Source organism: Variovorax sp. efr-133-TYG-130, assembly GCF_030208835.1.
GTDB lineage: Bacteria > Pseudomonadota > Gammaproteobacteria > Burkholderiales > Burkholderiaceae_C > Variovorax.
The window spans coordinates 110,434-136,947 of sequence record NZ_JARVTD010000028.1 but is presented as its reverse complement, the minus strand read 5'-3'; the positions used below and the strand labels follow the sequence as shown (position 1 = coordinate 136,947).

At 69.6% G+C, this 26,514-nt stretch carries 24 protein-coding genes; 4 read left to right on the top strand and 20 right to left on the bottom strand.

What is annotated here, in order from left to right:
• Window positions 1–58 precede the first annotated feature (58 nt).
• Entirely contained in the window at window positions 59–649 is a 591-nt protein-coding gene (locus tag QRN67_RS22700; RefSeq protein WP_285413702.1) for a cysteine dioxygenase family protein, read from the bottom strand.
• Between the two features lie 106 nt (window positions 650–755).
• Here QRN67_RS22700 and QRN67_RS22695 point away from each other — a divergent pair, with 106 nt between their 5' ends.
• A complete protein-coding gene (locus QRN67_RS22695; protein ID WP_285413701.1) occupies window positions 756–1,649 on the top strand; it encodes a LysR substrate-binding domain-containing protein in 894 nt (297 codons plus the stop codon).
• Between the two features lie 46 nt (window positions 1,650–1,695).
• The gene (locus QRN67_RS22690) at window positions 1,696–3,795 is read left to right on the top strand and encodes a TonB-dependent receptor (protein WP_285413700.1); all 2,100 of its coding nucleotides are present in this window, start codon (window positions 1,696–1,698) and stop codon (window positions 3,793–3,795) included.
• Here the strand turns inward: QRN67_RS22690 and QRN67_RS22685 are convergent.
• The 5 genes from QRN67_RS22685 to QRN67_RS22665 all read right to left on the bottom strand — a co-directional run bounded on the left by QRN67_RS22685 (window position 3,783) and on the right by QRN67_RS22665 (window position 9,215).
• Window positions 3,783–5,369, bottom strand: coding sequence for a GGDEF domain-containing protein (locus QRN67_RS22685; RefSeq protein ID WP_285413699.1), 1,587 nt, complete (start codon window positions 5,367–5,369; stop codon window positions 3,783–3,785). The two genes, QRN67_RS22690 and QRN67_RS22685, sit on opposite strands and share 13 nt — an antisense overlap.
• 118 nt (window positions 5,370–5,487) lie before the next feature.
• Window positions 5,488–6,345 (bottom strand): fumarylacetoacetate hydrolase family protein, encoded by an 858-nt coding sequence (locus QRN67_RS22680; RefSeq protein WP_285413698.1) that lies wholly within the window; start codon window positions 6,343–6,345, stop codon window positions 5,488–5,490.
• 49 nt (window positions 6,346–6,394) lie between these two features.
• A complete protein-coding gene (locus QRN67_RS22675) occupies window positions 6,395–7,147 on the bottom strand; it encodes an IclR family transcriptional regulator (protein ID WP_234383163.1) in 753 nt (250 codons plus the stop codon).
• An 18-nt stretch (window positions 7,148–7,165) separates the two neighbouring features.
• Window positions 7,166–8,665, bottom strand: coding sequence for a bifunctional 3-(3-hydroxy-phenyl)propionate/3-hydroxycinnamic acid hydroxylase MhpA (mhpA, locus tag QRN67_RS22670; protein WP_285413696.1), 1,500 nt, complete (start codon window positions 8,663–8,665; stop codon window positions 7,166–7,168).
• Window positions 8,658–9,215: a VOC family protein gene (locus tag QRN67_RS22665; RefSeq protein ID WP_285413695.1), complete on the bottom strand. Its 558-nt coding sequence runs from the start codon at window positions 9,213–9,215 to the stop codon at window positions 8,658–8,660. Before QRN67_RS22665 ends, mhpA begins: the two co-directional genes overlap by 8 nt.
• A gap of 148 nt (window positions 9,216–9,363) precedes the next feature.
• Here QRN67_RS22665 and QRN67_RS22660 point away from each other — a divergent pair, with 148 nt between their 5' ends.
• Window positions 9,364–10,353, top strand: coding sequence for a Bug family tripartite tricarboxylate transporter substrate binding protein (locus QRN67_RS22660; protein ID WP_285413694.1), 990 nt, complete (start codon window positions 9,364–9,366; stop codon window positions 10,351–10,353).
• A 51-nt stretch (window positions 10,354–10,404) separates the two neighbouring features.
• Here QRN67_RS22660 and lplT read toward each other — a convergent pair whose 3' ends face one another.
• The 12 genes from lplT to QRN67_RS22600 form a co-directional block, all read right to left on the bottom strand.
• Window positions 10,405–11,610 (bottom strand): lysophospholipid transporter LplT, encoded by a 1,206-nt coding sequence (lplT, locus tag QRN67_RS22655; RefSeq protein ID WP_285413693.1) that lies wholly within the window; start codon window positions 11,608–11,610, stop codon window positions 10,405–10,407.
• Entirely contained in the window at window positions 11,607–12,461 is an 855-nt protein-coding gene (locus tag QRN67_RS22650) for a GNAT family N-acetyltransferase (protein ID WP_285413692.1), read from the bottom strand. Before QRN67_RS22650 ends, lplT begins: the two co-directional genes overlap by 4 nt.
• Before the next feature lie 9 nt (window positions 12,462–12,470).
• Window positions 12,471–13,565: a hypothetical protein gene (locus QRN67_RS22645; protein WP_285413691.1), complete on the bottom strand. Its 1,095-nt coding sequence runs from the start codon at window positions 13,563–13,565 to the stop codon at window positions 12,471–12,473.
• Complete coding sequence (locus QRN67_RS22640; RefSeq protein ID WP_285413690.1) at window positions 13,565–14,515, bottom strand: methyltransferase; 951 nt, start codon at window positions 14,513–14,515, stop codon at window positions 13,565–13,567. Before QRN67_RS22640 ends, QRN67_RS22645 begins: the two co-directional genes overlap by 1 nt.
• Window positions 14,509–15,405: an iron-containing redox enzyme family protein gene (locus QRN67_RS22635; RefSeq protein ID WP_285413689.1), complete on the bottom strand. Its 897-nt coding sequence runs from the start codon at window positions 15,403–15,405 to the stop codon at window positions 14,509–14,511. Before QRN67_RS22635 ends, QRN67_RS22640 begins: the two co-directional genes overlap by 7 nt.
• A gap of 116 nt (window positions 15,406–15,521) precedes the next feature.
• Window positions 15,522–16,715: a HupE/UreJ family protein gene (locus QRN67_RS22630; RefSeq protein WP_285413688.1), complete on the bottom strand. Its 1,194-nt coding sequence runs from the start codon at window positions 16,713–16,715 to the stop codon at window positions 15,522–15,524.
• Window positions 16,702–17,883, bottom strand: a complete 1,182-nt coding sequence (locus QRN67_RS22625) for a tetratricopeptide repeat protein (RefSeq protein ID WP_285413687.1) — start codon at window positions 17,881–17,883, stop codon at window positions 16,702–16,704. The genes QRN67_RS22630 and QRN67_RS22625 overlap by 14 nt, the downstream gene beginning before the upstream one ends.
• 5 nt (window positions 17,884–17,888) lie before the next feature.
• A complete protein-coding gene (locus QRN67_RS22620) occupies window positions 17,889–18,176 on the bottom strand; it encodes a hypothetical protein (RefSeq protein ID WP_285413686.1) in 288 nt (95 codons plus the stop codon).
• Window positions 18,177–18,189: 13 nt separating this feature from the next.
• Entirely contained in the window at window positions 18,190–19,701 is a 1,512-nt protein-coding gene (locus tag QRN67_RS22615) for a DUF4331 domain-containing protein (protein WP_285413685.1), read from the bottom strand.
• Window positions 19,702–19,911: 210 nt separating this feature from the next.
• The gene (locus tag QRN67_RS22610; protein WP_285413684.1) at window positions 19,912–20,742 is read right to left on the bottom strand and encodes an urease accessory protein UreD; all 831 of its coding nucleotides are present in this window, start codon (window positions 20,740–20,742) and stop codon (window positions 19,912–19,914) included.
• Window positions 20,743–20,766: 24 nt separating this feature from the next.
• Window positions 20,767–21,297: a nucleoside deaminase gene (locus QRN67_RS22605; protein WP_081269304.1), complete on the bottom strand. Its 531-nt coding sequence runs from the start codon at window positions 21,295–21,297 to the stop codon at window positions 20,767–20,769.
• On the bottom strand, window positions 21,294–22,331 hold the full coding sequence (locus tag QRN67_RS22600; protein WP_285413683.1) for an ABC transporter substrate-binding protein: 1,038 nt from the start codon (window positions 22,329–22,331) through the stop codon (window positions 21,294–21,296). The genes QRN67_RS22605 and QRN67_RS22600 overlap by 4 nt, the downstream gene beginning before the upstream one ends.
• 336 nt (window positions 22,332–22,667) lie before the next feature.
• Between QRN67_RS22600 and QRN67_RS22595 the strand changes: the two genes are divergently transcribed.
• On the top strand, window positions 22,668–23,747 hold the full coding sequence (locus QRN67_RS22595; protein ID WP_081269306.1) for an aromatic ring-hydroxylating dioxygenase subunit alpha: 1,080 nt from the start codon (window positions 22,668–22,670) through the stop codon (window positions 23,745–23,747).
• Here the strand turns inward: QRN67_RS22595 and QRN67_RS22590 are convergent.
• Together QRN67_RS22590 and QRN67_RS22585 are read right to left on the bottom strand one after the other, a co-directional pair.
• Window positions 23,722–25,086 (bottom strand): diguanylate phosphodiesterase, encoded by a 1,365-nt coding sequence (locus QRN67_RS22590; RefSeq protein ID WP_285413682.1) that lies wholly within the window; start codon window positions 25,084–25,086, stop codon window positions 23,722–23,724. The two genes, QRN67_RS22595 and QRN67_RS22590, sit on opposite strands and share 26 nt — an antisense overlap.
• Window positions 25,087–25,125: 39 nt before the next feature.
• Window positions 25,126–26,427 (bottom strand): D-amino acid dehydrogenase, encoded by a 1,302-nt coding sequence (locus QRN67_RS22585; RefSeq protein WP_285413680.1) that lies wholly within the window; start codon window positions 26,425–26,427, stop codon window positions 25,126–25,128.
• Window positions 26,428–26,514 lie beyond the last annotated feature (87 nt).

The following is a 26,514-nucleotide window of genomic DNA, read 5'->3' as shown; positions in this document are numbered from 1 at the left end:
CCTGCGAGGCCGCTGTGCGCGGCCCGCATGAAGAAAAAAGAAGGTTGGAGGGGGCGCCTCAGCGGCGCGTCTGCACGCCGATGCCCATGGTCTGGTACGTGCCCGCCGCCAGGTCGTAGGCGGTGCGGCTGTTCAGCGTTTCCAGTGCGCGGCCGTACATGTGCAGGTGGCGGATCACCTGCTCGCCCTGGATCTCCACGGAATGGATGTCCTCGGGCATCAGCGCGATGCCCTGGCCCGGCGCCACCACCACGAGCGCGGTTTCCTCGAGCTTGCCCACGCCGGGCACGCTGCCGTCGTCGGTGCGCGCGTACACGCGGTTGTGCTCGGTGCCTTCCACGGCCGCGATGCAGGCCCAGGTGGTGTGGTTGTGCGGCACGATCTTCTTGCCCGGGCGCATGACGTTCAGGTAGAGCGCATAGCGCTGGTCCGGGTCCTCGGCAATGAGGTAGCGCGCCTGGTGCTCGCCGGCCTCGGGCGCCGGAAAGTCGGCGGCGCCCCAGTACTCGGCGTGCGCGGCCAGGTCCTGCAGCGAGGCGAGCACCGTGTCGAGCGTTTCCCGGGTCGCTTCAGCGCCGCCGATGGCTTTCTTCATGGTGGCGATGGACGCGGCGACGGCCTGCTTGCGTTGCTCGGACGGGGTGCTCATTCGGTTTCTCCAGTGGGGTTGCCTGTTTGGTGTGCATTCACTGTAGTGACGGCGGCGTGACGCAACAATCCAGGCGGCGCAAGAAACACATTAATAAAATTGATGCATGCCCACGCTCGACCTTGAACTCCTGCGCTCCTTCGCCGCCGTGGTCAGCCACCACAGCTTCGCGGCGGCGGCCGTCCACCTGGAGCGCACGCAGTCGGCCGTGACGCAGCAGATGCAGCGGCTCGAAGAGCAGATCGGCCATCCGCTGTTCGTGAAGCAGGGGCGCCAGAAGCGGCTGACGGAGCACGGCGAGCGGCTGCTCACCTACGCGCACCACATGCTGGCGCTGAACGACGAGGCGCTGCGCAGCCTGCGCCAGGGCCAGCTGGAAGGCAACCTGCGCATCGGCGCGCCGCACGACGTGGCCGAGACCATGCTGCCGCTGCTGCTGACCGAGGTGGCGCGCACCTCGCCGCTGCTGCAGCTGGACATCCACATCGGCCGCAGCCCCTACCTGATGACCTCGCTCAAGAGCGGCGAGGTCGACATGATCATCTCCAACCGCGCGGACGAGCAGTCGCAGTTCGAAGGCGTGGTGCTGCGCAACTCGCCCACCGTGTGGCTGTGCGCCGCGAGCTATGTGCACGACCCGGCCAAGCCGGTGCCGCTCATCATGGCCGACGGACCGAGCATCTTCCGGCGCATCGGCCATGAGGCGCTCGACGCGGCGGGCGTGGCCTGGACGCCGCGCTACACCTCGTCGAGCCTGATCGGCATCAAGGCCGCGCTGCGCGCGGGGCTGGGGGTGACGGCACGCGGCGTGGAGCAGCTCGACGCGGGCCTGCGCGTGCTGGGCGCGGGCGACGGCATGCCGCGCCTGCCCGACCTGGCCTACCACCTCTACGTGCGCAGCCACGTCGTGAACCCGGTCACGCGGCAGGTGTTCGAGACGCTGAAGAAACACCTGCGGCTGCCGCCCGCCGACGAATCCAGCAAGGGTTTCGCTGCGTAACCGATGTGCTTGCGTGCAACAACATCGGTCGGAGACAAGGGCATTCATGAACTTCTCATCTCGCGCGGCTTCGCGCCTCCCGCGGCCGTGGCTGCTCGGTGCGCTGTTCGGCAGCGCGGCGGCCTGCGCGCAGCAGCAGAGCCATCTGCCGGAAATCCAGATCGTCGGCCCGCGCGATGCGGCCATCGGCACGGCCGACAGCGCGAGCGAGGGCGCGGTGGAGCGCGAGTCTTTCCAGTCCAGGCCCAAGCTGCGGCCCGGCGACATCGTCGAGGCGGTGCCCGGCGTGGTCGCCACGCAGCATTCGGGTGACGGCAAGGCCAACCAGTACTTCCTGCGCGGCTTCAACCTCGACCACGGCACCGACTTCGCGGTGACGGTCGACGGCATGCCGGTCAACATGCCCACGCACGGCCATGGCCAGGGTTATGCCGACCTGAACTTCCTGATTCCGGAGCTGGTGTCGGGCGTGCGCTACCGCAAGGGACCCTACTTCGCGCAGAGCGGCGACTTCTCGCTCGCGGGCAGCGCGTCGCTCGACTATTTCAGCGCGCTCGAATCGCCCTTTGCCGAAGTGACCGTGGGCTCGCACGACTTTCGCCGCCTGCTGGCCGCGGGCTCGCGCACCGTGCAGGACCAGACCTGGCTCGGCGCCATCGAGCTCGAAGGCAACAACGGCCCCTGGAACGTGCCCGAGAACCTCAGGAAGACCAACGCCGTGCTGCGCTATTCGCAGGGCTCGCAGACGCGCGGCTTCAGCGTTACCGCCATGGCCTACAAGAGCCAATGGACCTCGACCGACCAGGTGCCCGAGCGGCTGATCGACAGCGGCGAGCTGCCGCGCTTCGGCAGCCTGAACCCGACCGACGGCGGCAAGACCCAGCGCATCAGCCTGTCGGGCAAGTGGTTCGACAAAGGCCCGGGCGGCGACACCGAGTTCAGCGCCTACGCCATCGGCTACCGCTTCGACCTGTTCTCCGATTTCACCTACTTCCTCAACAACCCGGTCAACGGCGACCAGTTCGAGCAGACCGACCGCCGCCGCATCTTCGGCGCGCAGGGCTCGCACGCGATGGCCAACAAGATCGCCGGGCTCGACGGACTGCTGAGCTTCGGCGCGCAGTGGCGCGGCGACCGCATCGGCGAGGTCGGCCTCTACGACACCGAGGCGCGCCAGCGCCTGGGCACCGTGCGCAACGACAAGGTCTCGCAGGACCTGTTCTCCGTGTATGGGCAGCAGCTCGTCAACTTCAGCGACCGGTGGCGCGGCTACGTGGGCCTGCGCGGCGACGCGCTGCGCTACAACGTGCAGGGCCGAGAGCCGGTGTATGGCCCGCTCAACGGCGGCAAGGGCCACGATTCGCAGCTGAGCCCCAAGTTCGGCCTGGCCTTCTCGCCCACGCCGGCGCACGAGTTCTATCTGAACGCGGGTGTGGGCTTTCACAGCAACGACGTGCGCGGCGCCGTCATCGCCGCCGACCCGCGCAGCGGCCTGCCGGCCGACCGCGTGCCCGCGCTGGTGAAGGGCCGCGGCGCGGAGATCGGCTGGCGCTTCCAGCCCGACGAAGACCTCACCGCCACGGTGGCGCTGTGGAAGCTCGGCCTGGCTTCGGAGCTGGTCTATGTCGGCGACGCGGGCACCACCGAGCCGGGGCGCGCGAGCACGCGGCGCGGGCTCGAGGCCACGCTGCGCTGGAAGTTCGACCGCGCCTGGCGCCTGGAGGTGGACGCCGCCGTGTCGCGCGCCCGCTTCAAGGGCGCGGCGCCCGAAGGCGAGGGCAACTACATCGACAACGCCGTCGAGCGCGTGCTGGCGGCCGGCATCACCTACGCCGAAGGCCCCTGGACCGCATCGCTGCGGCTGCGCTACATGGGCCCGCGCGCGCTCGACACGCTGAACAACGTGCGCTCGCGCGCGGCCACGCTGCTGAACTTCGGCGCGCGCTATGCGGTCGACAAGCGCCTGACGCTGGGGCTCGACGTGTTCAACCTGGCGGGCCGCAAGGGCAACGACATCGAGTACTACTACGCCTCGTGCACCGCGGGCGAGGTGGCGAGCGGCACCTGCGGCGGCGGCGTCAACGACCGGCACATCCACCCGATGGAGCCGCGCAGCGTGCGGGTCAGCGCGCGCTACACGTTCTGAGCGGCCGCGACACAGTGGCCGCGCCCGTTCTGCTTGGCCCGGTACATCGCCTTGTCGGCGGTGGACAGCAGGTCCTGCGGGGTTTCATTGCCGCTGCCCAGGGCGATGCCGACCGACGCGCCGATCACGATCGGTGACCGCGCCAACTGCAGCGGCCGGGCGATCGCCTCGACGCATCGCCGCGCCAGCGCCAGGGCGTTCTGGTCCGCGGGCCCTTCGATGTCGGCGGCCAGCAGCACGAATTCGTCGCCGCCGATGCGCGCCACCGTGTCGGTCTGGCGCACCAGCGCCTGCAGCCGGCGCGCGATTTCCCGGAGGGCCTGGTCGCCCGCCTCGTGGCCGAGGGTGTCGTTGAGCATCTTGAAGCCGTCGAGATCGAGATAGAGCACGGCCACCCGGTGCGAATGCCGCCTGGCGCGCGCCAGCGCCTGCAGGAGCCGGTCGTCCAGCAGCTTGCGGTTGGGCAGGCCGGTCAGCGTGTCGTGATGGGCCAGGCGGGCCAGCGCCTCCTGGTTGTCCTGCAGCTTGGCCAGCAGCCGGTTGAAGGCCTGCGTCAGGTGGCCGATCTCGTCGTTGCGCACCACCCGCAGCGGTGCGAGCGCGAGTTCGCCGCGCGTCATCCGGTCGGCCTGGTCGGCGGCGCGCAGCAGCGGGCGCAGCAGCCAGGCCATGATCAGGCCGATCACGACCAGCACCGCCGCCACCGCGGGCGCGCGCTGCTGCAGGATGAAGGTCTGCATGCGCCCCACCGGCGCCAATGCCTGCGCCACCGGCAGCCGCGCCACCACGAACCAGCCGCTGGTCGGCACCGACGCGATGGCGGAGATTTCCTCGATGCCCCTGGCGTTGCGGGTCGTTCCGCTGCCGCGGTAGCCGGCCATGGCCCGGTCGTGCAGGGGATTCACGCCCTCGGGCGGGGTGGGCGTGAGCGACATGCCGACGTCCGTGGAGGCCACGAAGATCCGGTCGCGCGGCGACACCACCAGGATGCCCCCGTCCTGGCCCACGCGCCCGCGCTGCAGGTGGTCGAGCAGGCCGTCGGCCGAGAGGTCCGCGGTGCCCAGCAGCACGGCGCTCACCCGGCCGGCGGCGTCGCGCAGCGGCACGGCCATGGGCAGCACCGAGTGCCCGGAGGCGGCTGCCCGGGCCCGGCCCAGCGCCGGCTGCCCGTGGCGCGCGGCCTCGAATTCCGGATCGTCCGTTGCGAGTTGGCCCGCGCCGTCGAGACGCCTGCCGGTGGCGTCGGCAACCTTCAGGCCGATCGGGAACAGGGCGCTGAGGGTGCTGCGTTCTTCCAGCCAGGCCCGCAGCCGCTCGGGCCGGGCCAGGAGGTCGGGCGGCAGCGTGGCGGCCAGGCGCTCGAGGAACGAGAGGCGCTCGCCCAGGTAGTTGTCGACATCGCGCGCCACGTAGTCGGCCAGGGCCGTCTGCTGCACCGCCACCGACCGGGTCAGGTCTTCCCGCAGGAAGCGGGTGAGCTGGGTGTAACTGGCGGCGGTCCCCAGCATGGCCATCAGCAGACCCATCACGAGCAGGCGAACAACCAGACTGTTGGCAGATTTTCTGAGGTTCACTCGGGCGGTGGCGTCGTGGAGCGGATGTTGCGGACTGTAAACGAATTACTTCATCTTTTGCCCGAACCTTCTGCGCCGCCGTGACCGATCGGCCCGGGCTCCTGCCCGGCGGGACGTGTCACTCCACGCGCACACCGTTGCGCAAGACGCCGATCGCGTCGACCTCCACCTCGACAATGTCTCCCGCCTTCATCCACACGGGTGGCGTGCGCTTGGCGCCCACGCCGCCGGGCGTGCCGGTGACGATCACGTCGCCCGCGGCCAGCGGCATGAAGGCGGAGATGTGCGCAATCTGCCGGGGAATGCCGTGGATCAGCTTGTCGGTGGTGGTGCGTTGCATCTCCTGGCCGTTGAGCCGCGTGACCAGCGTCATGACCTGGCCGTCGGCGATCTCGTCGCGCGTGACCATCCACGGACCGAAACCACCGGTGCGCCAGAAGTTCTTGCCGGCCGTCCACTGCGGGGTCGCGGTCTGCCAGTCGCGGATGCTGCCGTCGTTGTAGCAGGCGTAGCCGGCGATGTGGTTCCACGCATCGGCCTGGGCGATGCGCCGTCCGCCCCGGCCGATGACGATGGCGATCTCGCCCTCGTAGTCGAGCTTGCTCGACTCGGGCGGCAGCACGATATCTTCGCCGTGCGCCACCTGCGACTCGGCCACGCGCAGGAAGAGCGTGGGCTTCTCGGTGATCTCGCGGCCGGTCTCGCGCACGTGCTCGCCGTAGTTGAGTCCCACGCAAACGATCTTGCCGGGGTTGGGGATCACGGGCAGCAGCTGCACTTCGCCCAGCGGGAGCGTGGCGTCGGCCTTGGCGATGGCGGCGGCGGCCTCGTCCAGCAGGCCGGCGGCAATCAGCGCCTTCAGGTCCGTCGCGCGGCTGCCGAAGATGCCGCGCAGGTCGGCAACGCGGTCCGCGCGCTCGCCTGTCACCGCACCGTAGCTGTCGATGCCGTTGTGTTGGTAGCTGATGAGTTTCATGGTCTGTCCGTGAGGCCCGCGAGGGCACGTGGTGGTTGTGGAAACGGGTTTACGCCAGGCGACCTCCAATGCGCGAAGCGCCCTCGGTGATCAGGTGAACCATCTTGTCGAGATCGACGATCGACAGGCGCGAGGTGTCGAAGACCAGCGAGATGGCGCCCCATGCGCCTCCATCGGCCTTCAGGATCGGCGCGGCGACGGCCGCGAGCTGCGGCTCGAGCTCGCCGATCGAGATGTAGTGGCCCGCCTTGCGGATCGCCGCGTAGTAGCGGCGGAACTCGCTCCACTCGGCGGGCAGCCCGCAGCGCACCAGCTCGTCGTGGCGGGCGTCGAAGACCTTGCGCAACTGCGCCGGCGCGAACGTGGCCAGCAGCACCTTGGGCGCGCCGCCCTGGAACAGCGGACGCGGCCTGCCGCGCCCGTAGGCCAGCGCGGGCGGCGCACCGCCCATCTCGCGGTGCGTGTCGAGCACCTGCATGCCGAACAGGCCCGAAGCGACGCAGTCGAAGCCGGTGGCCGCCACCAGCTCGCGCATCACCGGAATGCCTTCGCGCAGCACCGGGTCCGCCTTGCGGATGTAGTGGTCGAGCAGGATGATGCGCGGCCCCAGCGCGTAGTGCGAATCCTCCACGCGCTGCAGCAGGCCGGCCTCCAGCAGCAGCCGCACGTAGCGGTAGCCCGTGGGCAGCGACACGTCGAGCGCGGCCGAGATGTCGTCCGCCGTGCGTGTCAGGTGCGTGTCGTCGAACAGGTCGAGAACGCCCAGCATGCGGCCCAGGCTGGACAGGGATTTTTCCGGCACGCGATTTCCTCCAGGATGTCATGGCGCGACGGGGAGGTGTTGCGAGATGCGATCCAGATCGAGCCCCGTGCGCGCGACGCCGACGATATATCGGTCGGGCCGCAGTATCACCGCTTGCGCTTCCTGCGCATCGAGCCAGTCGCGCAGCGGCGCGTCGGGCTGGTCGATGACCATCGCGTCGGCGCGTCGCCAGCGCTCGACGGTGGCGGGAGCGGCGGCCGCGAGCGCGGCGGGTTGGCCGATGACCGCGCTGCGGCGACCCAGCAGGTCGTCGAGCAGCCGTCCGTCGCAAAGGCGCGGCTGCGGAAAAGGCCGGCCCGCGGGCGAGCCGGGCTGCGCGTCGAAGGCGCCTTCGCCCAGCACCTGCGGCGGCAGCTCGAAGATCTCCGGGCGGCCTGCGCGGAACCTCGCGTCGCGCTCGGCGGCCAGCGCCGGGTCGGTGGTCTGGATGATGTTGCCCAGCCGCACCGCCAGCTCGATGAGCGCGCGCACATGCGGTGCGCGTTCCGACTCGTACGTGTCGAGCAGCGCATCGGGGGCCTGACGCGCCAGCACCGCTTCGAGTTTCCATGCGAGGTTGGCCGCGTCGCGGATGCCCGCGCACATGCCCTGGCCGAGGAAGGGCGGCGTCTGGTGACAGGCATCGCCCGCCAGCAGCAGCCGGCCCCGGCGCCAGCCCTGCGCGATGACGGAATGGAAGGTGTAGATGGCCGCGCGTTCCAGCCGCGCCTGGTCGGGCCGCACCCAAGGCGCAACCAGCCGCCACAACGATGCGGGCTGCACCAGCGCTTCGCGGTCGTCGCCGGGCAGCACCATGATCTCCCAGCGCCGACGGTCGCCGACCACGTTGCAATAGGTCATGGGTCGTGCCGGGTCGCAGTGCTGCACCGTGTGCGTGGGCAGGTCGACCGGCTGGGTGAGCACCACGTCGAACACCAGCCACGGCTGGCGCAGCCCGAGGTCGAGCATCGCGCTGCCCATGTGCCGTCGCACCGGCGAGCGCGCGCCGTCGCAGCCGATGACGTAGCGCGCGCGCACGGTGGACGCCCGGCCGCTGCCGGTTTCGCGCACGGCCAGGGTGGCGCCGTCCGCGTCCTGCGCGACGCCGGTCACCTCGCTGCACAGCCGCACCTGCACATTGCGAAAGCGCGCCAGGCCTTCGCGCAACACGGCCTCGAGCTCGGGTTGGTGAAAGTAGTAGTTGTTGGCGCAGCCGTGCGGCCCGAGCGCGGCGCTGCCGCCGCGTATCAGCATGGTCTCGCCCGCGCCGTTGACGAAGTGCATGCCCTGCTCGCCGGGGCGCGCGATGGCCAGGGCCTGCTCGCGCAGTCCCGCGCCCTGCAGGATGCGCAGCACCTCGCCGTCGAAGTGGATCGCGCGCGGCAGCGGGAACACGCCGGCTTCCCGCTCGAGCACCACCACCGACAGCCCCGCCGCGCCCAGCAGGTTGGCCAGCGTGGCGCCGGTGGGGCCGAGTCCGACGATCGCGACGTCGTGCATGTGCCGGGGCTCAGCCACGCTGGTCTTCTTCCATGCGGCGCGCCACCTCGGCCTGCCACTCGGCGCGGCTCATGAACTTCGGAAACCGCCTGGCGATGGCTTCCGCACGCCCAAGGATGACCTCGTCGGGCTGGGACAGGTCGACCGGTTCGCGCAGCGGCTGCTCGCAGTACCAGGGCGTGTCCATGAAGAGCTCGAGCCGGTTGCCCTCGGGATCGCGGCAATACACCGACACCGCGTTGCCGTGCGTCACCGGGTGCATGTCGCTCGCGCCCTCGGCCAGCAGCCGGTCATGGAACTGGCGCAGCGTGGCGATGTCGGGCACCCGGAAGGAGATCTGGTTGACCACGTTGAAGCCCGCATCGGCCGGCCGGCCGGTGGCGAGCACCAACTGGTGGTGCTCACGCGGGTCCCGGCTCAGGAACACCAGCTGCACCGCACCCAGGTCGCCCGCGTCGGTCTGCGTGAAGCGCAGGGCCTGGCGGTAGAAGCGCGCCATGCGCGGGAGGTCGCTCACGTACAGGCCGATGTGGCTGAACTGCAGGTTCGATGGGCTGCTTTCGGTCAATTCAATGTCTCCTGGCGATAAAGCGGGCCGGTATCCGGCTCTGCGTTGAAGAAATGATATTGAGATTATCGTATTTTGACAATACAACGTATTTATCTATCATTCGACCTCGTGCAAACGGCACGCAAGATCAACAGGAGACAAGCCGATGAGAGTTCTGAAGATGACGGTCCGCCGCTGGATGGCCCTCGGCGTGATGGCCTCGGCCGGCGCAGTGGCCGGCGGCGCGGCGGCGCAGGCGGATTACCCGAGCAAGGCGGTGCGCATCATTGCCCCCTTTCCCGCGGGCAGCGGGCCCGACGCGAATGCGCGCGAGATCGCCGCCGAGCTCACGAAGATCCTGGGCCAGACCTTCTTCGTGGAAAACCGGCCTGGTGCCTCGAACATCATCGGCACCGAGGTGGCCGCCAAGGCGCCGGCCGATGGCTACTCGCTGTACATCGGCACGACCAGTTCGCTGTCGGTGGTGCCGCACCTGTACGCGAAGCTGCCGTTCAACGCCGAGAAGGATTTCGCGCCCGTCAGCCTGCTGGGCGTGCTGAACACCGGGCTCATCGCCACGCCCGGCGTCGAGGCGAAGGATGCGCGCGCGCTCATTGCGGCACTCAAGGCCAGGCCCGATTCAGTGGCGGTCGCGACGGCGGGCATCGGCAGCTATTCGCACCTGTCGGCCGTGTGGTTCAACAACGTCGCGGGCGTGAAGACCAACCTCGTGCCTTACAACAGCACCAGCCCCTACACCGATCTGATCGCCGGACAGGTGCAGGCCATGTTCGACGGCCTGCCCGCTGCGGCCGGAAGCATCCGCGCCGGCCGGCTGAAGCTGCTGGCCATCACAGGCAGCAAGCGGCATCCGAGCTTCCCCGAAGTGCCGACCTTCGCCGAGGCAGGCCTGCCGGACTACGCGCCCATCGCCTGGCAGGGCATCCTCGCGCCGGCCGGCACGCCCAAGCCCATCCTGGAGAAGCTCAGCGCCGCCATGCAGAAGGCCTGTCAGTCCGAAGAACTGGCGAAGAAGTGGCGCGACTACGGCGGTGAGCTGCGCTGCAACTCACCGGCGGAGTTCGCCGCCTTCATCCATGACGACCGCCAGATGTGGGGCCAGGTGATCAGGCAGGCCAACGTCAAGCTCGACTGACGCGCGGCCGGCCATCGAACGAGGAGGCACCTCCGGGTGCCCTCTTCGCGGCTATACGTTCTGCGCCGCCAGCGCATCGCTCGCCGGCCCCAGTCGGTGCGACCAGACGGTGATGCCGGCCATGGCCAGCACCAGGAAGCCGCCGAACCCCGCCAGCGTGGGCAGCAGCGGCGCATCGAAGTAGAGCAGCGCGCCGTACACCCCCAGCATGGCCAGGGAGGCCAGGCTTTCGTTGAAGTTCTGCACCGCGATCGACTGGCCCGGGTTCATGCGCAGCAGGCCGCGGCTTTGCAGCAGCGCATTCATCGGCACCAGCAGCAGGCCCGCGAGCGCGCCGATCGCCACCAGCAGCACGGCCGCGACGATGGGTTGCGTGACCAGGGTCATCAGCAGCACCGCGGCACCGAGCACCACGCCCAGCGGCAGCGCGCGCCGGGCGCGCGGCAGCGGAAACCAGCGCGATGCGCCCAGCGCACCCAGTGCCATGCCGATGGCCACCGCGATCTGCAGCAGCGCCCCTTGCGACAGCTTCAGCCCCAGCCGTTCGGCGGCGAAGCGCAGCACCATGAACTGCAGCGTGGCGGAGGCGGCCCAGAACAGGCTGGTGACTGCCAGCGAGATGCGTGCGTCGGGGTCGCGCCACAGCAGCCCCAGCGAATGCCTGAAGTCCCGCAGCAGGAGGCCCGGATGCGCCAGCGCCGCGCGATCGCGTGCCGGGGTGTGCGGTATCGCCAGCGTGCACGCCGCGGCCAGCAGGTACACCGCGCCAATGGCCACCAGCGCCTGGCTGCTGCCGACCAGCGAGCTGCCGAGCGCCACGCCGAACAGGATCGACAGCACTGTGGTCGCCTCGATCCAGCCGTTGGCGCCCACCAGCGCGTCCTGCGGCAGCAGCTCCGGCAGGATGCCGTACTTGGCCGGCGAATAGGCGGCCGCGCCCAGGCCGACCAGCGCATAGGCCACCAGCGGCTGCACATGCCAAAGCAGCAGGCCGCAGCCGCCGAGCTTGACGAGGTTGGTGGCCATCAGCACCCGGTCCTTGGGCGCGGCATCGGCCACCGCGCCCGCGAAGGCGGCCAGCAGCACGTAAGAGACGTAGAAGAACACCCGCAGCGCCGGCGTCATCCAGCCCGGCGCGTGCTGCTGCATGAGCAGGTCGATGGCGACGATCAGCAGTGCGTTGTCGGCCAGCGAGCTCAGGAACTGCGCCCCCACCACGGAGGCCAGCGCGCGCCGCGGGCGTGCGGCCAGCCTCACGTGGACACGCCGCAAGGCACGCCGGAAGTCATGCCGGAAGTCACGCCAAAGAAGTGCTGGCGGTAGCGCGGCGCGACGTCGTCCAGCCGCAGCATGAGCGGGAGGTCGGCGGTGTTGAAGGCCGCGTCGAGCGCGGGCGGCCCGAGCAGGCGGGCACCGCAGCGCAGGTAGCCCTTGATGAGCGGCGGCGCGGCGGGCGCGGCTGCGTCGCTGCCGGCATCGGCCTCCAGGTCGGTGTCCAGCGGCAGCGCGATGCGCGGCTCGACACGCCAGCGCTGTTCGACCAGGTGCGTGCGGCACAGCCGGTGCCACAGCCGCGCGGCGGCCAGGCCGTGGTCTTCCATGCCGATGCTGGCGCAGCCGATCATGGTGTCGAGCCGGTGCTCGACCATGTATGCCCCAAGTGCCGTCCACAGCGCCATGATGACGCTGCCCGAGCGCCACTCGGCATCCACGCACGAGCGGCCCAGCTCCAGCGCGCGGCTGCGCAACGGCATGAGCGGGGTCAGGTCGAACTCGGTGTCGGTGTAGAAGCCGCCCGCGCGCCGCGCCGCATCGGGCGTCAGCACGCGGTAGGTGCCGATGAGCGGGCCGGGGCCGTGCTCCGGGTCGATGGCGCGCACCAGCAGGTGGTCGCAGAAGGGATCGAAGCGGTCGGCGTCCAGCCCGGGGGGCGTGCCTTCGGGCGGTGCCAGGTGCGCGCCCATTTCCTGCGCGAACACGCGAAAGCGAAGCCGCTGGGCGTCGCGCAGGTCTTCCTCGCAGTCGGCCCAGCGCGTCTCCAGCACGGGTGCGTGCGCGGCGGGCCGATGGATCGGAAAAGCGTGCGGGGCGATGGTTTCCGTCTGCATGCTGATCTCTCAGTTGGAAGGCGGGTACCGCTCGACCAGGCGGTTCTGCCGCCGGTTGAGCCGTGCCAGCGCCAGCAGCCCGATCGGCCGCACGCCGTTCCTGCGCTGCGCGGCGCCGATGGCGAACAGCAGCCGCTGCTTCGCGAAGACCATGCGAAAGCCCTGCAGCAAGCCGATGTCGGGGTCCCAGGCCTCGATGGCTTCGGAGCCCGCACCGTTGATCTCCATGATGGTGAAGCCGCGACCGGCGGCCAGCTCGCGCAGGCTGTCGAAGCGCACGTCGAAGCGGCCGAAGTGAAATGCGGGCATGTCGCGCGCGATGGCATCGACGGCGCGCGCGAGCTCCGGCGTGGCCAGCGCCGCGCCGTTGCGGTAGAGCCCGCCGACGCGGGTCGAGCCGATGGTGGCCAGCCGCACGTGCTGCCCGGCGGCGGGCACGCTCGCAAGCGGCACGCGGCATTCGTGGCGCGGCGAACGCGCGATGCGGCGTGCGCGCGTGTCGGCCGCGATGAGCTCGCCCACGGTGCTGCGGCCGTCGCCGGTCACGCGCGGGAAGTAGCGCAGCGCCAGGCCGATGATGCGGCCCTCGTCCGTCACCGGATCGCGCGCGTAGAAGATGCCGGCTTCGCCCTCCTGCGGCAGGTAGCGCTGCAGTACCACCGTCTCGTCGCGCGGGAACACCACGAGGTAGGCCCGCAGCGCGGCCATGTCGTGCAGCAGGCGCACGCCGTAGCCGCACAGGCCGAGGTTGGGCTTGACGACCACCGGGAAACCGAAGCCGGCGCGTTCCATGGCTTGGCGCAGCGCGGGCTCGGTGGCGGTGTCGTCGTTGCGCACGGCGCAGTGGTCGGCGGTGAAGGAGCGCGCGAGCGGGCCCATGCCGTCGAAGTACTCGAGCTTGCCTTCGCCCACCAGGCCGCCCGACGTGAGATGGGGGTTGGCCGCCGACGGCACGGTGACGCCGCCGTGGCGCACCGACAGCCACAGCCACTGCACGACCAGCGGCACGCAGATGAGCCACTTGGGCATGCGTTCGAGCAAACTGCATTCGCGCACCTGCGACAGGCGGCGCGCGTCGGGGCCGATGTCGAGTTCGGCGGCCACTACCCGTCTCCCAGCGGACGGCGGGCGACGAGGCCGACCGCGGCGATGCGGTCGATGTACGCGTACACCGGCCGCTCCAGCTCCTCTCCGAACACGTCGGGGTCGATCTCCGCATACGACCACTCGAAGCCCGAGGCCGCGAGCAGCGGTTGCAGCTCGCGCAGGAAGGGATCTTCGCCGTCCACCATGGCCACGCCGGTGTACAGCAGCAGCCGGCCGCCCGGCGCAAGACGCTTCAGCGACTCTGCCGCAATGCGCACGCCCAGGGCCCGCCCGAGCCGCGCGCCGCCGTGCCGGTAGGCACGCTGCGCGGCGTCGTCGAGGTAGGGCGGGTTGGAGATGATGAGGTCGAACGTGCCCTGCACCGCCGAGAGTGCATCGCCCTGCGCCAGCGCCACGGGAATGCCGGCCACCTCCGCGTTGACGGCGGTGTATTGCAGCGCAAGCGGGTTGATGTCGTTCATGACCACCGTCGCCGCCGCGCCGGCTTCGGCCAGCGCGCGCGCCGCGACGATGCCGCCCGCACCGCTGCCGCAGCCGATGTCCAGCACGCGCAGCGGGACTGCGCCCCGGGGCTTGAGCGCTTGCAGGGCATGGCCGATGAAGCGCGCGAAGCGGCTGGTGTCGGGGCCGAAGAACACGGCGTTCTCTTCGACCGTGGGGTATGCCGAGTGGAAGAACAGGTCGTCGCCGAGGCTGGCGACGCGCACGGTGCTGCGCAGCAGCGAACCGTCGCGCCGCACGATGCCGGCCTGCTCCATGCCGGCCAGCAGCGCGGGCGGCAACGCACCCGCTTCGAACGGGAGGTTCCAGCCGAAGACGTCGCGCAGCGTCGAGCCCGGCTCACGACCGCGTCGCGCGAGCACGCGCTGGTGGGTGAGGGGGGTGACTGTGGTGAAGCGATAGCCCGTGGCCGCCACCTGGCGCAGTACGCCGGCGGCGTTCAGCATGCGGCGGCCTCCTCGATCTGCAGTTCCGCCGCATAGCGCGCGAAGCAACGCGCCCCGCAGGCCAGCCGCATCAGCGCGCCCTCGGCGATGAACTGCCCGCAGGCCGGGTCTTCCGCGACCAGCGGGCGGATCACTTCGCGCAGCCAGGCGCGTGCATGCGACACGTCGAGCGCCGCATGCAGGTCGAAATAGGCGCGCGCGCGGCCGCTCAGGCCCAGGCGGCGCATGCCGGCCGCCACCTTCTTCACGCGGCCCGGCGCGGTGAGCTCGATCACGCCGAGCGCGCCCACGGCGTGGTACGCATAGCGCCGCGAGGCCGCAAGACCCACCATGGTGTTGGCCAGCGCGAGCGACTCCCACGCCGTGGTGTCGATGGCCGGATGCAGGTCGAGTTCGCGCACCATCTGCTCGAGCATCTGGCCGTGCATGGCGCCTTGCTTGCCGTGGCCCATCTCGTCCCAGAAGTTGCGCGCGCACTCGAGCTTGGGCTGCGGCGGCAGCTTGACCTGGGTAAAGGCCAGCAGGTCTTCGAAGCCCGCCTCGCCCGCGGCCTCCTGCGTGAGGAACCAGCGCATCTGCGCCAGCGTGGCTTCTTCCGCCAGCCAGTCGAACAGCGGGTGGTGCTGGCCGGGGCCGGTGCGCTCCAGCGTCTCGAACCAGCTCGCGAAGTGGTCCGCATTGCCGGCCGCGGCGGACGCCGCCACCTGCACCTGGCTGCGCAGGGATTCGAGGAAGTCGCCTTCCAGCAGCCGGTGTTCGTGCTCGCGCGCGAGGTCTTCGCGCCACTGCGGGGAAGGAGTGCCCGGCTTCAGCCGGGCGGCGTTGAAACGGGCGAGGCGCCGGTGCAGCAGCCGTTGCGCGGCCGGGTCCGTGATGTCGTCTGCGGACATGGGCGATCCTTCTCGGGCGGTGGAGGAAAGGGGCCAGCGTGCGCCCTTGCAGGGCGGCTGTCCGTCAGACGGGGTCTACACATGCGTTCCCGCGATGGGGCATGCGGATGGGTGCGCTATGAAAAAGGAAGCACCTTGACGTCGAACACACGCTCGCCGAGCCAGATGGCCGCCACCAGCACCGCCAGCGCCGAGCCGCCGCGCAGCACCAGCGGCGGATAGCGCTGCCAGTTGCGCAGCGCCAGCAACGCGACGAGCACCACGGCCACCACCATCAGCTGTCCGGCCTCCACGCCCAGGTTGAACTGCAGCAGTGCGATCACGAAGTCGCGCAGCGGCAGGTCGAGCTCGGCCAGCGCGCCCGCGAAGCCGAAGCCGTGGATCAGCCCGAACAGGAAGCTGAAGAGCTTGCGGCGCCCGCGCAGCACCGGGTAGATGTTGTCGACGGCCGCCAGCATGATGGTGATGGCGATGCCGGGCTCGATGATGCGCGGCGAGATGGTCACGATCTTCAGCCCCGCGAGCGCCAGCGTGATCGAGTGTGCGATGGTGAACATGGTGACGATGCCCAGCATCGGCCACACCGCTTCGCGCCATGCGAGCACCGGCTCCCAGCCGTCCGCACGCCGGCGCAGCACGGCGGGCAGCAGCAGGCAGATCAGGAACAGGATGTGGTCGTAGCCGATGAGGATGTGGTGGATGCCGTCGCGAAAGAAGCCGCCGTCGGCCTGCGCCGCCGCATCGGTGCCCGCCGCGCCGGCCTCACCGGCATTCCCGGGCCACGGCAGCGAAACCGGCCCGGCCGACGGGTCGAGCGAGCGCACCGTGGGCTGTGCGCTGGCGGCGTCTTCCGCTTCCATGCGCAGCAGGCCGCGGTGCGTGGGATCGACCTCGCGGAACAGGCGGTAGTCGATGTCGAGCGCGGCGCCCGCCTTGCATGGCGCCTGCAGCCGCAGCACGAGGTAGGCGCCGTCGATGCGGTCTTCGACGGCCGGCGGCTGCGCTTCGGCCAGCACGCATTGGCCCTGCTGCAGGCGCAGGCGCGCCAGCGCATAGGCGCGGATGTCCGCAAGGCGCGTGCGCACCTCGCCCCAGCTGAGCTTGCGGTCGGCGTTGGTGTCCAGGTCGAGCATCGCGTCGAGGTCGCGCAGCGCGATGTCCCAGCGCAGGTCGATCGTGTCGCCATTGCGCTGCAACTGCAGGTAGGCATCGCTCGCCTTGTGCGCGTGGGCCGGCGCCGCGCCGAGGAGCAGACCGACCAGCATCAGCATGGCGAGCGCGGCCAGCCCGGCGCGTTCAAGGCGTTGCATCGACACGCGCATCCTTCAGTCCGATCTGTTGCATCAGCGCCTTCACTTCGTCGCGCGCGGTGGTGTCGTTGGCGGCCGAGGCGGCTCGCGCGAACACCAGGAAGTCGATGGGCTCGCGCTGCAGCCTGAGGTTCAGGCGCGCGAGTTCGAGCGCGCGCTTCGGGTTGTTCTGCACGTCGAGCGCGAACATGGCTTCCTCGCGTGCGTGCAGCGCGGTGGTGCCGGGGCGAAGCGCGGCGGCCTCGAAGCGCTGGCGCAGTTCGTCGGCTTCGGCCTGGGCGCGCTTGTCGCGCGCCGCGGCGCCGGCAATGGCCAGCCGCAGCAGCACCGCGTCGCTGCGCGCCTCGTTGGCCAGCAGCTTCGGGATTTCGGCATGGCGCCCGGCGCGCTGCAGATAGTCGCTGTAGGCCAGCAGCAGGTAGCCCGAGCGTTGCGCCGCCACGGCCTTGCGATAGGCGGCGTCGGCTTCGGCCTGGCGGCCCGCCAGTTCTTCCACCTCGGCGACGCTGGTCAGCAGCCACTGCCGCGTGCCGGCCTTGTCTGCGTCGCGCAGCGCGGGGTCTGCCAGCAGGGCCTGCAAGGCTTGGCGGGCGTCGGCGTGGTTGCCGCGCAGCCCGGCGTTTTCCGCGAGGCAGGCCACGCCGTAGAAGGCGGGGCCCGATCGTCCGAGCGAGCGGCAGGCAGCGTCCGATTCGTTGTAGCGCCCGCGCACGCGAAGAATGGTGGCCAGCGTGATCCACGCCTGTGCATCGTTGGGGCGTCTGGCGAGCGCCATCCGCAGGGTGGCTTCGGCACCGTCGAAGTCATGCAGGAACTGCGCGACCGTGGCGCGCATGACCAGCACCGCGGGTGGGATCCGGGCCGGCGGCGTGGCATCCCAGGCCTGCAGCGCGCCCATGGCGTAGCCGGCGTAGCGCGCGTCGCCCTGTTCGCGGGCCAGGTCGAGGTAGGTGGAGGCCGCCGCGATGGCTGTGGCCTCGTCGTTCGGCCGCTGCGCCAGTTCACGGCGCAGCCGGCGTTGTTCGCCCGACCAGCCGGCGACGACGGGCAGTGTCTCCACCACTTCGTCGTCGCTGGCGGGCACGCGCGGCACCGCGTGCGTTGCAAAGGCGGCCAGCGCGAGCGCGGCGCCTGCCACCCATGCTGTCGCGGATGCGGTGCGGCGCATGTCGGCTACTGCGTGGCGACCGGCTCTTTGGTCTCCGAAGTCGGCGGCGGGTCGAAGACCGCCACGTTCGCCGGTTCGCTCGTGTCGAGCATGGTGGCGACCATCGCCTGTACATAGGCGATGAACTGGTCGTAGGGATCGGCCTGTGCGGGCGGCGGATTCTGCGGCGGGTTGTTTCCGCCGATCGGGAACGGGTAGAACCCGCCCCCGCCGCCACCTCCGCCTCCGCCGCAGCCGGCAAGGGCTGCGGCCAGCAGCAGGGCGGCGCCGATGCGATGGATGTTCCGGTTCATGCGGTGCTCCCGTTCATGGTGCCGCTGCGGCGTTGACGGCGCCGGGCAGCGGGGTGTTCAGGTAGGGGAACGCAGCCGGGAACTGCGACGGGCTCTGCAGCGCGCCATCGGTGATGGCCGCGCCGCCGGCCGGCGCATCGGCGGGCTTGCACCCGACCTTGAGCGCGTCGTTGGCACCCGTCAGCACGCACAGGGCGCCCATGGCCACGCGCAGCTCGATGTCCACCACGTCGTCGCCCGGGCGTCGCCCGTTCGGGAAGCCCGCGTTGTCGCCGCCGGCCACGCCGAGGTTGCTCTGGCTCGCCATCGCCGTGGGCGCGATGCTGGTGTTCAGGCGCAGCATTTCCGAGGCCTTGACGTTGGCGGGCTTGTTCAGGCCGTCGATGCCCGTCAGGAAGGCCGCGACCAGGTCGGTGCGCGGGAAGTTCGTGGGCGCCGGTGCGCTGGGGTACAGCGACTGGATCAGCGCGGGCAGCGTCGGGTTGGTCACGTAGGTGGCGAACTGGCCGTCGTCCATCGGCTTGGAGCTGTTGAACGCGTCCTTGTCCTTCAAACCGATGACCACTTCGTTGACCAGCGGCATGCCCAGGCGCGAGACCTGCGCCCATGCGCCGCCGTTGAGCGTCGTGGTGCCGTGGCCGCTCTTGGGCGGGCTGGCGATCAGGCGGCCCTGGCGCGCGCTGGCCGTGGTCCAGCCGCCGATGATCGGGCCGGTGCCGCCCGCGGTGAGGCAGGAGATCGGCACCTCGAGCGCCAGCGTGCTGACGTTGCGCGTGGCCAGCGTGCCCGCGCCGTAGGCGCTGGTCGAGCCGAGCGGGTTGAGGTTGATCAGGTCGAACACCTGGCCCAGCGCGACCGCGAACGGGTCCTGGCGCTGGCCCGCGAACACGCGACCCCCCGCGGCGCAGCCGGGGATGTTGATGTTGTAGATCTGCTGGGCCGCATAGGCGGCATAGCCGTTCGGGCCGCCGAAGGTCTTCTCGCCGATGTTGTCGGTCGGCCGGTCGAACACGGTGTTGCCGTTGGCGGCATTGGTGACCGCGGCGGCCTGGCCCTTGCGGCGGTCGCCGCGCACGACGGTGAGCGTGAACGTCTCGCGCAGGTTGCTCGTGGCTTGGTTGGGTGCCGAGATCTGGCCGGCCTGCACCAGCGGAATCGAGACCTGCTTGCCCGAGATCGGCAGCTGGATGTCGCGCAGCGTGTTGGTGAAGCGGAACTGGAAGGTCAGCGCTTCCATCGCGCTGCCGGTGTTGTCGATGTGGATCTCGTATAGCCCGTTCGGATCCATCGAGTAGTAGTTGGGGCCGCCGTACGCGCCCTGGTCGGGCTGGTAGTTGGCGATCAGTGTCACGTAGTCCTGGCGGTTGGGCTCGTAGCTGCGGAACATGTAGAAGTCTGTGCCGTCGAGCTTGGGCATCCCCGCGATCGAGGGCGCCTCGCGGTGGCTGGAGGCGAATGCGCTCACGGCGGCGAGCGCACTGAGCGCGAGAACACAGGCCTGGACAGGCGTTTTGGACAATCTCATCGACGTCACCTCGGTAGTGAAAGTGTTGGAATGGGCACAGACGACTTGCGCGGCCGCGGGCCGGCGCTGTCTGAGTACGGCCAACAAGTTCAGCTGGATGCGTCGAAGCGGCTAGGTGCTTGCTCGCTTGCCAAGCCCGCCGTTGTGGTGCAAACGCACGCGGGCGCGGGCGCGGGCAGGAAGGAGCGCGGTCAGGTGCGCCGTCGGCGCTCAGGTCGCCCAGATGCGCGGCGTGGCGCTCGGCAACTGCCACAGTTCGCCGCGCCATGCCTGCCACACCTGGCGCAGCAGCTGCATCGCGGGTTCGACCACCGGCGCCAGCACCCGCAGCACGACCACCTCGGCATGCGGGCTGGTGGCGCCGGCGCCGCCGTGCAGCGGGCCGGCTTCCAGCAGGCTGCGCGCATGTGCCAGCAGCGCGTCGCGTCGCGCGCGCGCCAGCGGTGAACCTGCCACGAAGAACAGCGAGGCCATGCAGCGGTGGCCGCCCAGGCCCAGCGGGCTTTGCAGCAGCCGATGGTCGGCCGCGTCGATGCGGCCACGCTCCAGCCACAGGCCCGGCACTTCGATGTGCTGCAGGTAGGTGCCGCGCTCGAAGGGCTGGCCGGCGTTAGGCAGGCCGAGCGCGGTGACGTCCCAGCCGATCAGCTCGGCGCCGGGCGCCACTTCGATGCTCAGGCGGTTCTCGGCCCGGCAACCGCTGTAGCAGATGGCTTCGAGCGGCAGCCATTCGAGCCGCGCACCGGCCGCGAGGCGAATGCGGGTGCGCTGCAGCGCCAGTTCGCCTTCGGAGCGGTAGAACCGCGAGGCACCGGGCGTGGTGATCAGGCCATGGCTGCCGTCGGCGGCCTCGATGTCGATGTCGAGCGTGTCGCCGCCCACCAGCCCGCCCGGCGGGTGCACCAGCACGTTGTGGCAGACGGCGTCGCCCTCGGGGTAGAGGCTCTGCAGGATGCGCAGCGGGCCGTCATGGCGAAAGCGGGCGACGGTGCGGGCGGCTTCTTGTGTGTAGGCGAGATGGAGACGGGCGTGCCAGGGCATGCGGCGAGTCTAGTGCGCCCGCTTTCAGGTCTTCCAGGCGCCGTCGTGCGCGGCGCTGGCTTCGTCGACGAGAGCGGGGCCGATGCACTCGATCGGATGCGGCGAGGCGCGGAACACGTCGCGGCACGACAGCTCGGCGTCGCGCTGGTCCTGCCGCTCGCCGCGGAACACGCGCAGGCGCTCGGCGTCGATGCCGAACACCACCCGGCCGATGTTCGACCAGAAGATCGCGCCCGCGCACATCACGCAGGGCTCGCCCGAGGCGTAAAGCGTGGCACCTGCCAGCTCTTCGCGCGAGATGTTGCGCCCTGCCAGCGCGCGCAATGCGTTGACCTCCGCATGGGCGGTGCAGTCGCCGGTCTCGGTGTTGCTGTTGCCGGCCTCGGCCAGTACCTCGCCGGCGGCCGAGACGATGACCGAGCCGAAGGGGCGGTTGCCCCGCCGACGCGCCGCGTGCGACCACACGATGGCCTTGCGCAGGTAGCGGCCGTCGCGCTCGTCGAGCGTCGTTTCGGCGGGGTAGGCGGTGTTGTTGTTGCTGCTGAGGATGTTCATGCCTTGGGGAGGGAGCGTTCGCTGCGCGATGGGAGCATTGAAGTGTTGAAGATGGCGTCGGACGCGGGCTTGACCTTGAGGCCGAAGACATCGGCCACTTCGTCGACCTGCTGCTCGAGCGTGAGTTTCTTTATATCGCCAAGCCCGTGGCCGCGCGTGTCCGCCGCGCCCACGTACTGCGCCGTGATGCCCCAGCGCTCGAGTTCGATCTTCTCGTCGAGGATGGGTTCGCGCTGGCGCATGGCCGCGATGCTCGGCGCCGGGTTGGCAAAGGTCTCGACGATGGCGCGGTTGCTCGCGCGCAGGAAGGCGGCCACCACCTTCGGGTTCTGCGCCACGAGGTTGCTGCTGGCGAGGATCGCGTTGCCGTACAGGTTGACGCCGGCGTCCGCGTACTTGAGCACCGACAGCTCCTCCGGCTTCATGCGTGCGAACAGCGACACGGCCGAGTCGTGGAAATAGGTGGCGGCATCGACATCGCCGCGCACCATCACGTTGTCGCGCGCGCTGAAGTCGGTGGTCTGCCACTGGAAGGCATCGGCGCGCATGCCCTGCTTGCGCGCCACCATCGGCCAGGCGCGCCGTGTCGATTCGACGGCCGCGGCGGCCACCTTCTTGCCCGCGAGGCTCCTGAAGTCTGCGCTGACGCCACGGTCCTTGCGGCCGATGATCACGAATGGTGCGCGGTTGTAGTACTGGTAGACGGCCTGCACCATCGGTGTGCCCGGGTTCTGCGCGTTGAACTCGACCAGCGAGCTGATGTCGCCCAGGCCCAGCTGGTACACGCCGCTGGCAATGCGCGTGATCGAGGCGACCGAGCCCGCGCCGGTGTCGATGCTCACATCGAGTCCCTCGTCCCTGTAGTAGCCCTTGGCCAGTGCAAGGAAGAAGGGCGCGGTCTGCCCGTTGATGCGGAAGTCGAGCGTGAACTTGAGCGGGGTGAGCTTGCCGGTGCTGCCCTGGGCGAACACGGACGGCGCGGTGATGGGGGCAAGGGCGGCGGTGCCGGCCGCAAGAAAGAATCGACGTTGCATTTGGGGCCTCGGAGTCTTCGGGTCTTGAATCCCTCCGCCGCAAGGCAGAAGGCGTTTCAAGAGCAATTTCCGGGCGGGCGCACGTGGATGGTGCGTGCGCTGCTGAACGCTTCTACTCTTGCACCGGTCGATGCACGAGGCATGCCAAGGCTTTTGCTCGGGCATTGCGAAGGAATGCGTGCATTGCGGAAAAAGCGGAGCCACAATCCGGGCGCGCAATTTGCGAGGCAGCTTGCGCAGAGTAGAAGCGTTCAGCCACGTGGCGGGCATCGTCCGTCCCTGGCAGGAAATTGCTCTTTCAGTTCGTCCCCACACGACCACAGAAGGAGTCCGCGCATGCTCGTTACCCAACAACCCGTCTTCCGCAAGTTCTGGCATGCCGTCATGCCGCTCACCGAACTCGCCAACGGCCCGAAGCCTTTCAAGCTGCTGGGCGAGGACATCGTTCTCTTCATCGATTCGCACGGCCAGCCTGCCGCGCTGCGCGACCGCTGCTGCCACCGCACCGCGAAGCTGTCAAAAGGCTGGTGCGTGGACAGCGAAGGCCAGGCCTGCGGCACCGGTGCCATCCAGTGCGGCTACCACGGCTGGACCTACGACCGCAGCGGCCAGGTGGTGCGCATTCCGCAGTACGACGCCGACCGCAAGATCTCGCCCGATTACCGCACCACCGCCTACCACTGCACCGCGCGCTACGGCTATGCCTGGGTGGCGCTGGAAGATCCGATCGCCGACATCCCCACCATTCCCGAGTTCGACGACCCGGGCTACCGCACCATCTTCCAGTTTTACGAGGAGTGGCAGACCAGCCCGATGCGCGCGCTGGAAAACTCCTTCGACAACTCGCACTTCAGCTTCGTGCATCGCGCCACCTTCGGCGTGGCCGCGAGCCCGAAGCCGAGCAAGTACGAACTGGTGGAAAACGAAACGGGCTTCTATGCCGAGACGGTCATCGAGGCCACCAACCCGGTGAAGTTCCACGCGATCAGCGGCGTGACCGACCCGATCACCACGCGTCACATGCGCAACGCATACTTCCTGCCGTTCTCGCGGCGGCTCGACATCGAGTATCCGAGCGGTGTGCGCCACATCATCATCAACTGCTTCACCCCCATCGACGACGGGCGCATGCAGCTGTGCCAATGGCTGTTCCGCAACGACACCGAGGCCGACTGCGCGGCGCAGATGCTGATCGACTTCGACGATGCGGTGACGCGCGAGGACAAGGACATCCTCGAGTCGACCGACCCCGATGCGCTGGTCGACACGCGCCGGCGCGGTGTGGAGTATTCGATGGAGTCGGACAAGCCGGGCATGCTGATCCGCAAGCACCTCATGCAGTTGCTGGCGAAGCATGGCGAAGCCGAGGTCCACCGCAGCATGGGCGTCGTCATTCCTGTTGCGAAGGCCGCGTAAGGGTCTGAACCTGGGTCTGGAGCGGCTGCATCTGGCGGGGCTGGGGAAACGCGGGCATCGGCAGGCACTCGAAGCCCGGCTTCGCGAAGAGGTAGCCCTGGAACAGGTGCACGCCTTCGTCTTCCAGCCAGCGCAGCTGGTCCGTCGACTCGATGCCTTCGGCGATCACGTCGATGCACAGCTCGCGGCAAAGGCCGACGATCGCCCGCACGATCGACTGGCGCGGCCCGTTGACCTGAATCTGGCGCACCAGGGCGATATCCACCTTGATCTGGTCGGGCTGGAATTCGGCGAGCAGATTCAGCCCCGAGTAACCGGCCCCGAAGTCGTCGATGGCCACCTTCAACCCCTGGCGCCGGTACACGTCGATCGACTCCGAGAAGCCGCGATGGTCCTGAATGGCCTCGGTCTCCGTGATCTCGATGACGATGCGGTCGAGCCCAATACCGCATCGCCGGGCCGCGGCCACGGTGCTGTCCAGAACGCGCGGCGACGCGACGGCGCTCTGCGGCATGAAGTTCAGGTTCAGGTCGCAGGCGATCCCCAGGCGCGCCGCTTGAGCGATGGCTTCGGTTCGGCCTTCGGCGTCGAAGCCGTGGAGCTGCGCGGCAGGCACCGCCCCCAGCACCTGGAAGGCCGATTCGCCGCGGGCGCCGCGAACGAGGGCCTCATAGGACACGACCTTCAGTGCCGCCGTGTCGACGATCGGCTGATAGGCATAGCTGCGGCCGTACGCCGACGCCCAGGCCGCCGATGCGGGCGCGGTCAAGTCCGGCGCGTCGGTGGCCGCGCCGGTGACGGTAGCCCCTCCTTGCGATGCGCGCCCGACGATGTTCTGCCGCCAGCGTCCGTCGGCAAAGGCGGCAATCACCCGGCGCGCCTGTGCCGGATTCAATTGCGTGAACGTGGCGTCTGCGTCGAAGACGTCTTGCAGCCCGTCGATGGCGCGGAGTTCGCCCGGCGCCATGGCCATGAACGACATGGACCATTCGTCGAACTGGCGCGCGGGAAGAGGCTCGTTCAGGATGCGGACGATCTCGCCATGCCGCGCGTCGGCGACGATCTTCTGGAAGGTCTCGTCGACAACGGCCGGCGGACCTTCCAGCAACTGAAAGAAATGGCGGTTGTCGTAGAGCAGAAAGCCCGTGAGTCCGCGGCGTTCATTGGCGCTGCTTGCGCTCTGCATCAGCTGCGCCAGGGCGCCGGGGTCGAAGGCTTGTGTCGCTTTGCTCGCGTAGGCGATGTGAATGAGGGGTTGCATGAGTTGGATCCGTCCCCTCGAGGGTAGCGGCGGAAACCAACCGTGCAACCGCGACGTCGCGGCGATCCTGTAGGCCAATGTGCCGTGACGGCGTGGCCCAAGCCTTCGTCAGGTGCGTCAGGCGGGTGCGGCAGCGGTGCTGGGGCGCGTTGCGCGCGGCGCGCCCTGGTCGTAGCGGTCCATCGCGAGGCCGTCGGTACGGATCTCGGGGCGCTGGCCCATCACCATGTCGGAGATGAGCTTGCCCGAGCCGCAGGCCATGGTCCAGCCCAGCGTGCCGTGGCCGGTGTTGAGGAACAGGTTGGCGTAGCGTGTGCCGCCGACGATGGGCGTGCTGTCGGGCGTCATCGGGCGCAGGCCGGTCCAGAACGTGGCGCGCGGCACGTCGCCGCCGGGGAACAGGTCGGTCACCACCTTTTCGAGCGTGGCGCGGCGCGCCGGGTTCAGGCGCAGGTCGAAGCCGCCCAGCTCGGCCATGCCGCCCACGCGGATGCGGTTGTCGAAGCGGGTGACGGCCACCTTGTAGGTCTCGTCGAGCACCGTCGATTGCGGGGCCAGCGATTCGTCCAGCAGCGGCACGGTCAGCGAATAGCCCTTGACCGGGTAGACCGGGATGTCCAGGCCCAGCGAGGCGATGGCCGCGCGCGAATAGCTGCCGAAGGCCATCACGTAGCGGTCGGCGGTGAGGATCTTGCCGGTGGTGGTGCGCACGCCGGTGATTCGGCTGCCGTCGGTTTCCAGGCCGGCGATGGTCTGGCCGAAGCGGAAGTCCACGCCCAGGCCGCGCGCGATTTCCGCGAGGCCGCGGGTGAAGAGGTGGCAGTCGCCGGTTTCGTCGTTGGGCAGGCGCAGGCCGCCGGTGAGGCGGTCGCGTGCGCCGGCCAGCGCGGGCTCCACGCTCGCCAGCGAATCGCGGTCGAGCAGTTCGTATGGCACGCCGCACTCTTCGAGCACCGCGATGTCGCGCTGCACCGCGTCGAGCTGGGCCTGCGTACGGAACAGCTGCAGGGTGCCGCCGGTGCGCTGCTCGTACTGCAGGCCGGTGTCGGCACGCAGCTGCTGCAGGCAGCCGCGGCTGTATTCGGCCACGCGCATCATGCGCTCCTTGTTCACGGCGTACGTCTCGGGCGAGCAGTTGCGCAGCATGGCGGCCATCCAGCGCAGCTGGAACATCGTGCCGTCGGGGCGGATCGACAGCGGCGCATGCTTCTTGAACATCCACTTGATGGCCTTCAGCGGAATGCCCGGCGCTGCCCACGGCGTGGAGTAGCCGGGCGACACCTGGCCGGCGTTGCCGAAGCTGGTTTCCTCGGCCGGACCGTCCTGCCGGTCGAGCAGGGTGACCTCCGCGCCGGAGCGGGCGAGGTAGTAGGCCGTGGTGGTACCGATCACGCCGCCGCCGAGAACAATGACTTTCATGGTGTATCCGCCGATTCGAATGGAATGAAAGGAATTTAAGATGCACAATCCAGTGGATTCCATTGTTTTTTGAGATTCGGCAGTGAA